Source organism: Fictibacillus sp. 23RED33, from assembly GCF_015903925.1.
GTDB classification, from domain to species: Bacteria; Bacillota; Bacilli; order Bacillales; family Fictibacillaceae; genus Fictibacillus; species Fictibacillus phosphorivorans.
Genome location: NZ_JACZDX010000017.1, coordinates 1 through 13,624, shown reverse-complemented (window position 1 = coordinate 13,624; position 13,624 = coordinate 1). Strand labels below are relative to the sequence as shown.

At 32.8% G+C, this 13,624-nt stretch carries 14 protein-coding genes and 1 riboswitch; of the genes, 3 read left to right on the top strand and 11 right to left on the bottom strand.

Annotated elements, in window-relative coordinates; all coding sequences use genetic code 11:
• Positions 1-145 precede the first annotated feature (145 nt).
• The 11 genes from IHV09_RS22075 to IHV09_RS22025 form a co-directional block, all read right to left on the bottom strand.
• Positions 146-814, bottom strand: coding sequence for an ABC transporter ATP-binding protein (locus tag IHV09_RS22075; RefSeq protein WP_197265492.1), 669 nt, complete (start codon positions 812-814; stop codon positions 146-148).
• A gap of 1,585 nt (positions 815-2,399) precedes the next feature.
• Positions 2,400-3,170, bottom strand: coding sequence for a hypothetical protein (locus IHV09_RS22070; RefSeq protein ID WP_197265491.1), 771 nt, complete (start codon positions 3,168-3,170; stop codon positions 2,400-2,402).
• Positions 3,171-3,239: 69 nt separating this feature from the next.
• Entirely contained in the window at positions 3,240-3,635 is a 396-nt protein-coding gene (locus IHV09_RS22065) for a hypothetical protein (RefSeq protein ID WP_197265490.1), read from the bottom strand.
• Between the two features lie 816 nt (positions 3,636-4,451).
• Positions 4,452-4,670, bottom strand: a complete 219-nt coding sequence (locus IHV09_RS22060) for a hypothetical protein (RefSeq protein ID WP_197265489.1) — start codon at positions 4,668-4,670, stop codon at positions 4,452-4,454.
• Between the two features lie 727 nt (positions 4,671-5,397).
• Positions 5,398-6,204, bottom strand: a complete 807-nt coding sequence (locus IHV09_RS22735; protein WP_197265488.1) for a methyl-accepting chemotaxis protein — start codon at positions 6,202-6,204, stop codon at positions 5,398-5,400.
• A gap of 8 nt (positions 6,205-6,212) precedes the next feature.
• Positions 6,213-6,296: riboswitch (cyclic di-GMP riboswitch) on the bottom strand.
• 1,398 nt (positions 6,297-7,694) lie between these two features.
• Positions 7,695-8,966, bottom strand: coding sequence for a replication protein (locus tag IHV09_RS22050; RefSeq protein WP_197265487.1), 1,272 nt, complete (start codon positions 8,964-8,966; stop codon positions 7,695-7,697).
• 367 nt (positions 8,967-9,333) lie between these two features.
• Positions 9,334-9,726 carry a hypothetical protein gene (locus IHV09_RS22045; RefSeq protein WP_197265486.1) on the bottom strand — a complete coding sequence of 131 codons (393 nt, stop codon included), beginning with the start codon at positions 9,724-9,726 and terminating at the stop codon, positions 9,334-9,336.
• A 497-nt stretch (positions 9,727-10,223) separates the two neighbouring features.
• On the bottom strand, positions 10,224-10,421 hold the full coding sequence (locus tag IHV09_RS22040) for a hypothetical protein (protein WP_197265485.1): 198 nt from the start codon (positions 10,419-10,421) through the stop codon (positions 10,224-10,226).
• 8 nt (positions 10,422-10,429) lie between these two features.
• Entirely contained in the window at positions 10,430-10,594 is a 165-nt protein-coding gene (locus IHV09_RS22035) for a YvrJ family protein (protein ID WP_197265484.1), read from the bottom strand.
• Positions 10,578-11,126 (bottom strand): sigma factor-like helix-turn-helix DNA-binding protein, encoded by a 549-nt coding sequence (locus IHV09_RS22030; RefSeq protein WP_197265483.1) that lies wholly within the window; start codon positions 11,124-11,126, stop codon positions 10,578-10,580. Before IHV09_RS22030 ends, IHV09_RS22035 begins: the two co-directional genes overlap by 17 nt.
• A gap of 227 nt (positions 11,127-11,353) precedes the next feature.
• On the bottom strand, positions 11,354-11,959 hold the full coding sequence (locus IHV09_RS22025) for a MerR family transcriptional regulator (protein ID WP_197265482.1): 606 nt from the start codon (positions 11,957-11,959) through the stop codon (positions 11,354-11,356).
• Between the two features lie 425 nt (positions 11,960-12,384).
• On the opposite strand from IHV09_RS22025, the gene IHV09_RS22020 reads away from it, so the two are divergent.
• The 3 genes from IHV09_RS22020 to IHV09_RS22550 all read left to right on the top strand — a co-directional run.
• On the top strand, positions 12,385-12,651 hold the full coding sequence (locus IHV09_RS22020) for an AbrB/MazE/SpoVT family DNA-binding domain-containing protein (RefSeq protein WP_370569020.1): 267 nt from the start codon (positions 12,385-12,387) through the stop codon (positions 12,649-12,651).
• A complete protein-coding gene (locus tag IHV09_RS22015; protein ID WP_197265481.1) occupies positions 12,651-13,052 on the top strand; it encodes a type II toxin-antitoxin system death-on-curing family toxin in 402 nt (133 codons plus the stop codon). Before IHV09_RS22020 ends, IHV09_RS22015 begins: the two co-directional genes overlap by 1 nt.
• A 373-nt stretch (positions 13,053-13,425) precedes the next feature.
• Positions 13,426-13,624: hypothetical protein (locus IHV09_RS22550; RefSeq protein WP_231618457.1), on the top strand; the 199-nt coding region annotated here is incomplete at its 3' end.

The window sequence follows — 13,624 nt, the reverse complement described above, 5'->3', positions numbered from 1 at the left end:
AAAGAAAGATTAACAAAATACTTTTTATTGTTATTTTATTTGTTTTTGTATTCATTGAAAATATTTATTGCTGGCATATCTGTCTATCCGTTAAATACCTACACAAACACAAGTCCGCTCTTGTTTTTACAAATTATAATAATAACTAACCTAGCGATTTTGTTTTCTCTTTTTCATTTTTAAACTTCACTAATTTACCATTATCGATTTTATAAACAAGGTCACAAAGAACATTGATATCTTCGGAATTATGACTTGATAATATTATAGTAACACCCTGCTGCTTTAAATCTAAAATTAGATCCCTAATATCATGTACACCTTGTTCATCTAATCCATTCATAGGCTCATCTAAAACAAGTAATTTTGGGCTCTCCATAATAGATTGTGCAATTCCAAGTCTTTGTTTCATTCCCAAGGAAAATTTTTTAACAGGTTTTTCATTATAAGGATCTAGACCTAATTTTATAATTATTTCAATGATTTGCTCATCAGTTACTTTATTATTTATAGAGGCTAATAACTTCAAATTTTTAAAAGCACTATATTCAGGTATAAAACCTGGAGAATCCAATAACACCCCAAAGTTTTTAGGAAATTTCCCTTTACTAATAATGTTATCAAATACTTCGATAGAACCCTCTGTAGGTGAAATTAAACCGCATATTGATTTGAATAACATACTTTTTCCAGAACCATTTCTCCCAATTATTCCGTAAATTAAACCTTCTTTTATTTCAAGATCAATATTATCTAAGATAATATTTCCTTTAATAATTTTAGTAAGATTATTAATTTTAACTATATTACTCATAGTTGACCTACCTTTCAATACATATTATTTTTTCCATTTTACTTAAAAACACGAAATAATATATAAATGGCAATATAATCAATAGTAATAACAAATATACATAAGACCAATATAAAGTAAAATAAGTAAAATCATGCCAAGCGAGAACTCCTTGCGATACTGGCCACCATTTTGTCAAATTGGGGAATGTGCTGTTTATTAATATGGAAATTAAAATAAACACCATTATTAAGGTAAAGGAAACAGTAGAATTTCCAATAAAAATTGTAAAGATCATGTTTATTAAAATTAAGATGATTGATGATAACACTAGTAGAGAAAATAGGTTATACAATAAAGAGACAGTTGTATATTCTTGAAATAATATAAAATTCTCAAGAATACTCTTAGAGTTTTGTACGTTCCCGAATAATTTAAATAAAGTATAAGTTATCCCAAATCCCAAGAGGTAGTATATCAATACAAAAATAGCTATAGTCACAATCGCACTAGTAAACCATACTTTAACATTTCCTATCCGAGGGAATATGTAAATCATTCTATGCGTAATATCTCTATAAAAAAATTCACCAATAATAACTATATAAGGTAACTGAATTAGCAACCATTTTAAAACATCAAATCCTAAATTAACTGGGCCTATAAAACTTAATAACAATAACGATCCTTCATTTTCAAATTGATTTTTTGTGAGAATGAAATTACTAATAAACACAAAGCTGATAAAAAATACAGATTTGTATGTCAACAAACTGATAAGATTTCTTTTGACAATCCTAATTAATTTCATTTTCCTCTCCAATAAAAATCTACCTTATTTAATCTAAACATACTAATTAGTAAGACTATTAGAATTAGCGAAAACCAATACATAAGTGATGGTAAAGTAAATTCTTTTATAACATTTATTTGATACTGCTTCATCAAAATTAAAACATAATAAATATAAGTAAATTGATAAAGTACTTGAATTTTTGCTATAAAGATTATTACACTAAAAAGATTTGTTCCAAAAGCAATGACAAAACTAAGTATACTATTTCTAAAAACTAAATGACTTATAAAAAAAGTAAAACCTAGTATACAGAGGTATAAATAAACCATTCCGATATTGTTTAAAGCTATGATGACAGGCGAAGAAGAATTGAAAATATTACCTAATGAGTATTTATAGTTATTTCGACTGAATTCACTCCATTTATTTAAATAGTCCACTTTACCGAACGATTCCAATAGGCAAATAAAAATTAATATCAAAATAAACGCTGCACCAATGAATAATATAGATACTAAATTTGAAAATAACCATACTTTTCGATTTTCAAATTTAATAATTAGGTATTCATTAAACTTTGACGTAGGTAAATATTTATATAGAGTTAATAAAAAAAGTAAACTTAATACATAAAAAACAAAATAAAAGTCGCTGAAAGTAAATAAAAGTAAATCATAAATGTTTTTTTGAAAAGGCATCTTTATAAATTGATAAAACTTAAAAATGCTATAAATACTCATTAAACAAGTTATCAAAAACAAAGTTTTATAATTGAACATAATTAATAGTAGTTTACATGCTAAAAAAAAATTAGACTGTCTGTTCTTCATTAATTTTAGCTCCTGAATAAAATAGAGAGATTCCAATTAAGAATAACAATCCTTGGTAAAGCAAAACATCTGTATACTTAAGATCATAATAAAAATTTAAATCATATGTAATTACAGAATTAAACAGCTTATTAATCTGCAATAAGATTGTCCCTGAAAAAATATAAAATAAAAAAGGGAAGATTACAGATAAATATTTATTCTTTAGAAGTGTTGACATCCCTATTCCAAAAGTGGAAAAACACATACCACAAATAAATGAGTTCAGGATAAGTAAATAAATGTACAAAACAGGATTTTGTTGATAAATATCACCAAAAACTACAGTTGAATTGCTAAGTTCAGCCTTAGAGAAACCTGTAACAATTAAATAAATTATAAATGAAAAGAATAAACTTCCGGCAATTACAGATCCACCAACTACCCCATTAACTATTAATTTTATCGTAAGGTATTTTAATCTCCCCGTTTTTAACACTATGTAATTTATTAGTCCCGAATTTACATCAGATAAATATGAAGATACAAAAGGAATAGATACAATCAAAGGAAACAAAGTACTTAAGATTGCACTTGTCCCTTCACTATAAGAAAGCATAAATAGATTAAATGCATTATTTTGTAGAAAACCAAATAAATAAAAAGATTCAAAAGAGCCTACTAGAATACAAATTATACATAAGATTAGACTAATTGCAGTGTTTTTCGATATGAAAGCACGCTTAAACTCCTCTTTAATGTAAGTTTTCATGTTCCTTCTCCTTTGTAAAAATAAGAATGTCCCCGGACTGAGGACATCCTATATTTAAATTAATTTAAATCAGTAACCGTAATTGTACCAATTTCCTGAAGTTTCAATCGAATTGTAAGTATCTGCAGATGTCGATAGATTTAAGTGAACTTTTTTTCCAGTCCATTTGTCCCCACCTAAAGAATAATGTAAAGGCATACTTTGAGGAGCTGAGTATGTAACTTTATTAGTTATATTGGATCCGCCTTCATTTTCAATCCAAGCTACTAATTTTCCTGCACCTTCAAAGGTTATAGCATGATTTTGTCCAGATGATGTTCCACTCTTGGTTACATTTGATGATTCAAAATCTTTAAACACTGGAACAGTCGTATCATAACTAGCAGCATGAACAGCAGTTGATACCGAAACAATTCCTAAACATAACCCTGTAACCATTAATACATTTTTAATACTTTTTTTCATAGTTATCCTCCTTATATTTGGAATAAAAGTATATTTCGTCATAAAAAGGGGGAAACCTCCAAATTTCATGTTTTACTCGCTAAAATTTCTACCTCTTTCAGGTTAAACGAACAATTCATTTACTAATAGGAATCCATTCTACTAATCTCCCATATTTTTTAAATACTTCCAACTCATGATACAGTTATATAAAATCAACACTAGGAGGTTAAACTATGACTACCACAGAAACGAAACAAAAAAAATACAACAAAAATTCAAAAACACACCTCATCAACTTCAGAAACGACTATATACAAAATTTCTGAATCAACCTGTCGTTGTTCATTTAACATCCGGCACAAAAATAAAAGGAAAGTTCACAGAATATGATTAATACAGCATTGCTTTATTGGTTAAAAAGGAAGAAGTGTTGATCTTCAAGCATGGCATAGCCGTTATTCGTCCTGATCGAACAGAGGTAGAAGAATAACAAATAAAAAGACCGTGGGTGCAATTCAATTACACTAACGATCTTTTTATTTTTGTACTAGCGTTATGACTGAAATCAAGATTAATATTCAATAAAATAGGCATAATATTTGAAAAATAATATTCAAAAATGAGAAAGAAGATATGAATACTCTATACAAATCTAGTTAACATAAAAATCCTTTGCGGAACCAAAACAAAAAACAAAACCCTGAATCCAGCCATTTTCGGCGAAATTCAGGGTTTTTGCGTTCGGGAAATACGTTCAAAAAAGCTACATAATTAAAAATTACGATCTTCCGTTTTCTCTCGATTTCATTGATTTGCTTCGTTGAAAGATTACCCCTAAAAATAGGGAAACCACTCTGCGTAAAACGTGAGATAGCCCCATAAAAACGCACCAGCTAATAAACCACAACTGACTAAGAAATTAAATACTTGTCTCGGCAACCAACGAAATAACATCCTGATCAGTACAGCAATCACAACTAATATAACAAATAAAAAAACGAAAGGAATCACAGAAATAGAAAGTTCAGCATCTCCAAGTAAATTACTTCCCATTATAATCACCCCTAATAGATATCGGGGTTCAAAAACATAAATGAAGTATACTCTCTAACTAATTTCTAATCTTAAAAAATATCTCTAACGACTCACGAATAGAGAATAGAATACTTTAAACAATAACCATAATCGTCTATACAACTTGTCCCTACCGGCATAGCATATAGGAACCGGATCCGTTCAATAGGGTCGGATTATTTTTCTAGGGGGGGAATAATCATAGGCTATAGAAACTGTTGTTGTCGTAGAAGACACGAAAGAAAATGCGAACCTTCTCGTACCGTTTACTACAAGTGTAAACGATACGAAAAGAAAAGATGCAGCTGTCATCGTAACCATCACTAAGTTCGATCCGTTTTACAAGAGAGGAGTCTATAAAAAGGCTTCTCTTTTTATTTGTCAGGATTTAAAAAGACCGCGTTCTGTTTGGAGAACTCGGTCGGTATACATTATTATTTAGAGTGGCAACATCGTTTTTTACAAACGATAGGTGGTAGTGAATGTAGAGGTCTGATCAAAGGAGTCTTTTTCAGACATGGACACTTTCTTTTTTTCATGTTTTCTCCCCCTTAACCGGCAGCTGAAAAAAACCAATACAGCGCTGGTGATATCAGGGATGCACTCTATCGGTCATACCTTTACTATATGTGTACAACCTACTGTGTGTATGATTCCACTCGTTTCTATGCAATTAAGATGCGCTGTAACTAAACATCGCACAATCTTATAACATAGCTTCAAAATCAGATATTGTTTCATCTATTTCTGATTTTGTAACGTTTACTATTTTTTGCAAGTCCTCTGTTATATGATTAACGGTTAAAAGTTCTGCTGTAATGTTTTTGATGTTTAAGTCAACTTCTTGAATTGCTTCCTTAGAGTTATCTGATAATTTCCTTACTTCTTGAGCTACAACATTAAATCCCTTTCCGTATTCTCCAGCCCGAGCTGCTTCTATTGCTGCATTTAAAGCTAATAAATTTGTTTGTGAAGATATATCTTTAATGAGTTTTGATGTTTGACTAATTAAATCAATTTGTTTTTTTAATGACTCTAATGCTTTTATTTTTTCATTAGAATTCATGATTACTATATCTACTAAATCATTAGGCATCTGTTTTAATTTAGAGATAATGTTTGTTGTGCTATTCTCTCGATTTGTAATATCTGTTGCGATTTTCAGGACTGCACTTACTGCTCCTTCGTTATCTAAAATGGGAATATATGTTACTTCGAGCCAAAGTATATTTCCATTTTTATCAATGCGTTCAATCTTCTCTTGAAATTTTTCACCTAACCTAAGGTTTTCCCATAATTTTATGTATTCTTTGCTTTCTCTGTATTCTTTTGTACAAAAGCTTTTATGATCCAATCCTATCATTTCATTACGTCTGTAACCCATCGTTTGAGCGAAATTGTCATTCACCCAAATAACTTCTCTGTCTAAATTAAATTCAATCATTGCTAAGTTGATTTCGAGAGCAGATACAAGCGCATTTAAATCTAAAATTTGGGTACTAGTCTTAATCATTAAGTGTTCCTCCCTATAGTCGGTTGCGCTACTCACTCCTATTTTTCCAAGCGCCCAAATACAGAAAAATGATCACAGTACCTTTTATTTAAAACATCGTCATTTTTAGATAAATATTTAACTTTAGTTCTTCACTATTCCCATTTACATATTGTTCTTGCTGGAAAACTCAATGTCTATCTGTAGGAATCTTTTTTCTTAAGAAACCTAAACGTAACTTTTTATTTATGTAGCACATAAGATATAAAGACCCAATCCTTATCGGGGGAACCTTCCTATCCATACCCTCCTACCTGGCTTCGGGAGGGTTAGAAAAATAGGACAAGACCGTTGTAAAAATATCAACTTTATACACATGGTGAATTTTAACTTTTCTCCATTACAATACAAATTACCATCTAAAAAAACAATGATCCTCAAGAAATGAGAGAATATATAATTCATGTATGAAAATCAAGAGAATAAATAAATATCCTCATATAAAGACATTAAATAGCCCTTGAATACACGTCGCAAAATTTTACGCATTTCAAATCAACACGAACTAAAAATCTCTTAAAACCAAAATATGAGCTTCTCAGAGCATGTACTAAAAACTACTTTGTTGCTGCTCTTAAAAAGAGTGCCAGAAGACCTCACAGACCCGTGTACGTTGGGTGTGTGAGGTCTTCTGGTGTTTACGATATTTTATTGAGCAGCATCAAGCCTTTATCCATAAGGAAAAACACCGAAATCGATGCGTAAATCATATATAAATTGATTATCCTTTATGTTATCTATCCATTTACGTATGTAATTACTACTTTCCTCTGCCTATAAACATACATAAACTCACTTCATTAAATATTTTTCCATGTTCTTAACCTAACCAAATAAACAAACTTAAATGGATTTTTCTTCATTGTTTTATAGCTATAATCTATAAGATTAAACCTTACCAAAAAGTAACCACTTCTAACTAAAAAACAGCCCGACCACCAGGTGTTCAAATGACCCCACATAGGATGATGTTGCCTGTGTGGGGTCATTTGATTTTCGAAGCGATAGCAAGAAAAAACCTGGTGTTCGGGCCCGTCATAGAAGGAAAACTTAGACTTGCAGCTCTGTAAAAGAAAAGCATAAGTTATTAAACAGATATTAAAGACTTTTTAAACCCTCAATTAGCGATGTCTTCTCCAATATTCCACACCATAATCTAAAGCAATACAAATAAAGATACAACCGATTAAAACAATAGCCTCAATCAAAAGAATCCTCCCCTTATAAAGTACGCTTAACTTATACAGCCCGTACTGCTGAACTACAAACAAATACGGATCTACACGAGTGACTACAAACGTAACATCCGCACGCTCAAACACAGAGAGTGATACAAACTGAGGTTGTAGATGTAAAAAGGTACGAATAAAAACAGAAGCCCCATAAAGGGGCAGGGACTACGTCCCCTTAATATAAAGAGACATACCTGTCACATACATTTTTTTACAATTTTAAAGCCTTTTGAGTAACTTACTTACATAAGATCTTTCAATGTTTAATAGTTTCGCTAACTCTTCGTGTGTTGTATCTGGATATTTATTTATAGCTTTCTGCAACAACCATAGCTTGTCCTCTGTCTTTTCCTTCTGGGCATCAAGATACGCTTTACGAGGCTTCATTCCCTCTCTTCGTCGTTGTTCTCTTTTAGCTTCAGTATTACGTTTTCTCTTCTCGTTACGTCCAATAATTGTCTGCAGCTGTACCTGTTCGTCTTCCGTGATATCGAGCCATCCGATGATTTTAGCGTTCTTTAGGTTGTAGCCGGCTCCTGGATAGCCTTTTTCTTTGGCTACAGTGTTCGCCTCTTCGCTATTTTTGGCTTTCCATGCCTTCTCCGCACTCTTGGTGGCACGAATCACTTCTTTTTCAGCCAATGGTTCCAAAAACTGTGAGTTATAGATTAGTGTTTGCCTTAAAGCTTCCTCCGGATCTGCCACATAACAGCACTGCCAGTATCGATAGAGAAAGAGAATGGTCTCTCGGTATCCTTTTACATCAAAGTTTCGCAGTTCCACAAGCTTCACGAGATCAAGCAGACGCGCATGGTGTAATGAGTATGTATTAAAAAGCCTTTCAACAGTCTTACGACGTCCTCGTGTCTTTTTCTTTGGTTGAAGATCTGGTAAGTATTCGTTTTGAATATCACGAAGTACGTATCGATAATCATGCCGGTATTGAACTTGGACAGCTTCTCCGTTTTTGGAATTAATGCTGCCATCAAGACGGAATACACGTGCAGCATCCGTCGCTCGTGTGTCTCCGCCCATTGCTTTCAACTGTTGTACAAAATGATTTTGAACAGCTTGCCACAACGGAAGGGCTTGGTAAGGTACAGGATCAATCAGCCAGACTAAAACTACACCTCTACCTGAGAAGATAATAAGGCTAGGTTCTGGAATACTTTGATTAAAAAACTCTAATTCTAGTTTTCCGATGATCCATTTCGGATCATAGTTTAAGAGATAACAATCCAGATCCACATATAACGACCGCAATTGCCGTATGAGCTCAATTTGGCGTTGAGGCTTATAAAAAGTGTTCTGAGAGAAATAAACGTCCTCTCCGAGCCATTTTGAGAGCTTCAGTGCCAACTGTTTCGGCTTCACATGAAATTGCTGAAATCCTTTTTTCGTTTTCTTTGCAAGGGTTATGTATCCGTCTGCCTCGTTATGATGAAACCAGGTATGATATCTGGCGCGTTCGTAGGCGTTTAAATTTTCCATAAAAAAATCCTCCCCAGTAGTGGAAGGAATCGTATACCCTATGGTAGAATAACCATATAACAACTAAAAAAAGGGTATAACAATCCTTCAGATCGAGAGAACCCCACGGCCGCCAAACCAGAGGGGTTTTTCTCATTTCTAGACTAATTCTATCAAACTTTTAGTTTACCTGCCTTATTTTAAAGGAAAATCAAACCACGGCTTAAGTCGTGGTTTTAATTTTAATTGTTTTAAATTTGCTTTTTTACTTCTTTAGAAACACCACAGATCTTAAATGTGGTGTTATTGACAAAATATATTAATAATGGATAATTTATATAAAAAACCAATCATTGATCGTTAACGATCAATGATTGGTTAGTGTTATTTACACAATTACAAGATTTACAAGAGCATCCCAAATTGAACGATTACCATCTACAGAAGACTCACCACAATCTATGATTTCTGTACGGTCAGATAGACTATCAACGAATTTCTTCACAGTGGATGATACTGAAGCTAGACCCTTAATCTTATCAAATAACTTACCAGGATAAACATGCCCGTAAATCTCAATAGCTAAAGATTCTGTATCAATCATTAGTGATTCACGACGCTCAGTTGCATATACTCTTTTCATTGCATCTGCAACTGCAAACGCATTCCCTGCACTTACTGCTCTTTGTAAAGATGGTGAATTTAAAATGTGAATAGCATTATTTGTTGCGTAATAACTGATATATTCTCCGGCTACATAAGTTGATTTCCAAGTTGGCATAATTGATTCCCCCATTTTTTTGTAATCATGCACGATTCAATATATAAAGGGGCACCTACTAATTAATTAACAACCATTATTTAAAAAGGATGATTATTTTTGAAAAAAATTTTAGATTTATTTGTTATATTGCTTATTATAATAGGTCTTCCTTTAACCTTCCTTTTACAAATGGTTTATGTCGAAGGCGATTCCGGTCCAACAAATATTGAAGTTAATGTATTTATTTCACTCTGCATTTGTATGGTTGTATTGGCATTGTTAAAGAGATTTCTTAATAAGAATGATTTAAGTATGAAGTTTGTTTTTTATTACAACCTTTTAATTACAGTGATTTGGATAATAGCTTTAGTTGATACATTTAGTTACAACAGAAATTCAACCGTAGATCAATTAAGGTATATCGGCTTTACATCATCTATCTTGTGCTTATTACTATTTCTCAAAATTAATCGCATAAACAAGCTAAAAAACTCGCCGCGTTAGAGGTGAGTTTTTTAGCTCTCAATAAATTCAAAAAATCCTGGAACATTTGCTAGTGTATCAGATTTGAGTTTACGAATTACATACTCCATAAGTACCTGATGTAGATCCTCTCGATTTTCTAATGAAGTTTGTAAAAGTTCTTTTTTTATTTTGGGTGTAATTAGTTTAATTACTTCCTCTATCTCTTTATTATACCCCTCTGAATTCAATGTTTATATCACTCCTTTTTGCTATTACGGACAACTTCAGATAAAGAATTAATAGCTTCTTGTAATAACTCTATGCGTTTCTCAAATCGATGCAGTAAATAAACAGTAATTGCAATGGGAAAGCCAACATTCCCAATTATTTGAAGGAAAAATTGTTCAGCTATCGGCTCCATTAAAATACCTCCTTAACTTTAATAGTCCTTGCTTTTTGGATTTAGAAACGGCTTGTTGGGTTATATTAAGTGCGTTCGCAATTTCAATATCTTTGTACTTATAAACAACATTTAATAAAATGATTTTTCTTTGTTTCTCTGTTAACGTTCGCAATGCATTTTCAAGTTTTGAATCATTAATTATCTGGTGAACGTTTTCATATATGTAGATTCTTGACCCATCATTCGTTGCTACCAACTGATCCTTCAATGTCGTATTCTCCTGATTTATAGGTTTATCTAAACTGATACTGAAACGTTTATTATGTTGTCGTATTCGTTTATCAAAGTACCTTGCTTCATAAGGTAAAGCTTTAGAAAAATAAGCAATTGCGCGTATTTTAAAATAAAAACTCTTAAATTTTTTATTTAAATTCCTCTTATTTTCTTCTGAAGGATTTTGGTTATATTCATATAAAGCGTCTTCATTATCCTTTTCTGATAGAAATGAATTAAAAATAGTTGATTGAGATTTTTTAAGGTTACAAGACATTTTTATCCTCCGTTTGCGAACGTATGTTCTTTTTTAGGGTAAAAAAATAACAGACTTTGTCTATTGGATTAATATTATCACAAAATTAAAGTAATATTATTGAACAAATTACAAATATTTCATGATATCTAAAGGGAATAAAAATATTTTTTTACAACCTTGTCATTCACATCAATGATTGTTAAGAAATAATTTTATCACAAAAAAGACCCGCATCTCTGCAAGTCTCACTTTCCAAACCATCGATTAAGCCATCCTTTATTTTTCCGTTCGATCTCCTGTGCCTCTTGAGCAGCTGCGATCTGGCTAGTCGTTTCCTTTTGCGACTGTCTCACTACCTCCATGAGTTTACGATCTCTTTCTTCAAGCTTCTCTTCTATGTATCGATTTTGCTTCTCAATCTTCTTCTCGAGTTCTTCGTTTCTTCGTTCCTGCTCTAGTTGCTTTTCTTTTGACTCTTGGACAGCCTTCTCAAGCTCTGTCATCCGTTCCATAGTAACCGCCATTGTCTGCATAACAGTCATGAGAGCGTCTCTATTCCCCGATTGCTCTGCTTGCAATCTTACCTTTTGTACCTTGTTGACCGTTTCGTCCGCATCCATAGCGAATCCCATATTTGGAAGCTCCATCGCTATTTGAGTTTTATCGAGTCCTTCTTCGCGCATTCTCTTGATCTCAAGCAAAACATCGATCGCTTGCGGTTTGTAATACACTGTTTGTCCGTTCTTTATTTTCGGAATGAATGCGGAGAACTCTTGCATCCAGTCGTGAATAGTAGTTTTTGGGGCACCAACAGCCTCCGTAACATCTTTCTTTTTTAGTAATCCGTTCATTTTCGACCCTCCGACCTTTATCGTCTTTTTATCCGACTACCGACAATCGACCGACGTATAATCATATCCGACCTATTAAAATAGAATACTATATAGATTCGACTTTTGCTCGAATTTCCCTTCTATGAGTATTGTATGTTACATCGAATTGGGTAGTAGATCGGAAAGTCGACGTTAATCGTCGTAGGATTGCTCTCTCAAGCATCTGCTACACGTTTATCCTGACAAACGTCTAAAAAAAGCGTAAGCTAAAAGAGACTTCTCTCTTTTTTATAAATAAGACCAAACAAAACCAAGGATCTGTAGTTCCTTGGTTTTGTTATGCATTCTTACATATTCTATGTTATTATTGTATATACGTATATACAGTATAATTGTTTAACCATTTTACATTATGGACATAACATATAAGGAGGAAATCCAAAATGGGCATGGTGAAAGAGATGGAAATGGAACGTAAAGTGACGAAGGTAGGGAATAGCTTAGGGATCAACATGACCGAAGCTCTTAGAAAAATTGGAGCTATACAAGGTGATTTATTGGCTGTAGAAGTAGATGGCGATGTGATAAAGATTTCGAAGAGACAACAGAAGGTTTCTCTTCCAGAAGGATTGAGCCCTGATTTCTTCGATGTGCTTAACAGTACCTTGAACGAGTACGATGAAACGATTAAAGGATTAAAAGATAGGTAATGGATGTTGTTCGATATTTAACGGAAACAGAGATTGTAGCCATCAATTTATATCTCATTAAGAAATACAGTCCTACCGAAAAAGAAGGAGTAAAAATCCCTTCTCTGTTGAATTCAGCTGTTCACAGACCACAACAATCCGCCTTTTTAGAAGACAGATATGGCTCTTTGTTTGAGAAGGCTGCAGCTCTGTTTGATTCACTTGCTAAAAATCATGCTTTTCATAACGGGAATAAACGAACAGCGTTTGTTTCTATGGTCCAGTTTTTAAAATACAACGGATATCGTTTGAGAGCTCCTCAAAAAGCAGCTGAAGATTTTACGGTTGATGTTGTTAACCATATATACTCTTTTGAAGAGATCACAGCCTGGATTGAAACCAACAGTCAGCCCATAGGCTGATACCGCATAAAGAGCCTTTATTTTTATAATGAAGGCTCTTTATGCGGTATATACTTTTTGCTAAATACATTATTTAGAAGTGATTTGTGTTTATATAGGGATAGCTCCAACTTTTCAACACATTTCCCACGATAAGGCTGGAACCCTTGGTATTAGAGACCATTCCCTAGCTTAGAGTAAGGAAAAACCTCATTCTACTACCAAAAATGTCTTAACGTGGGTTTTACGTCAAAATGTTGGTGGGACCCCAGCATGAAGGACTGAAACTGGATAGCAAAGGTCGACAACTAAAAAACCTCATAACCCAAAAAGGGGTTATGAGGTTCTACCGTAGAATAGAATAATGTAAAATTTCATTAGGGAGGGGTTTCAATTGAACAGAGTAAACTTATCAAAAAGGAATTTTTTAAATGTGAATGGCTTAATTTTTGCAACAGTAATTATTTTTCTTTTGAATCTACTTTATATCTTTGAAATTGCTAATTACATTAGATTTCCATTGATAGCGTTGCTAATATTATTTGCTTCCGTACTGTATACAGCTTTGGAAAAAATCAGTGGTAGTTATGGGG

What these genes read in the sequence shown, in the direction of transcription:
- IHV09_RS22070 (WP_197265491.1), bottom strand. Translation starts at nt 3,170, where the DNA reads ATGAAAACTTACATTAAAGAGGAGTTTAAGCGTGCTTTCATATCGAAA.
- IHV09_RS22065 (WP_197265490.1), bottom strand. Translation starts at nt 3,635, where the DNA reads ATGAAAAAAAGTATTAAAAATGTATTAATGGTTACAGGGTTATGTTTA.
- IHV09_RS22030 (WP_197265483.1), bottom strand. Translation starts at nt 11,126, where the DNA reads ATGTCTTGTAACCTTAAAAAATCTCAATCAACTATTTTTAATTCATTT.
- IHV09_RS22735 (WP_197265488.1), bottom strand. Translation starts at nt 6,204, where the DNA reads ATGATTAAGACTAGTACCCAAATTTTAGATTTAAATGCGCTTGTATCT.
- IHV09_RS22050 (WP_197265487.1), bottom strand. Translation starts at nt 8,966, where the DNA reads ATGGAAAATTTAAACGCCTACGAACGCGCCAGATATCATACCTGGTTT.
- IHV09_RS22020 (WP_370569020.1), top strand. Translation starts at nt 12,385, where the DNA reads ATGGGCATGGTGAAAGAGATGGAAATGGAACGTAAAGTGACGAAGGTA.
- IHV09_RS22060 (WP_197265489.1), bottom strand. Translation starts at nt 4,670, where the DNA reads ATGGGAAGTAATTTACTTGGAGATGCTGAACTTTCTATTTCTGTGATT.
- IHV09_RS22075 (WP_197265492.1), bottom strand. Translation starts at nt 814, where the DNA reads ATGAGTAATATAGTTAAAATTAATAATCTTACTAAAATTATTAAAGGA.
- IHV09_RS22035 (WP_197265484.1), bottom strand. Translation starts at nt 10,594, where the DNA reads ATGGAGCCGATAGCTGAACAATTTTTCCTTCAAATAATTGGGAATGTT.
- IHV09_RS22045 (WP_197265486.1), bottom strand. Translation starts at nt 9,726, where the DNA reads ATGCCAACTTGGAAATCAACTTATGTAGCCGGAGAATATATCAGTTAT.
- IHV09_RS22015 (WP_197265481.1), top strand. Translation starts at nt 12,651, where the DNA reads ATGGATGTTGTTCGATATTTAACGGAAACAGAGATTGTAGCCATCAAT.
- IHV09_RS22025 (WP_197265482.1), bottom strand. Translation starts at nt 11,959, where the DNA reads ATGAACGGATTACTAAAAAAGAAAGATGTTACGGAGGCTGTTGGTGCC.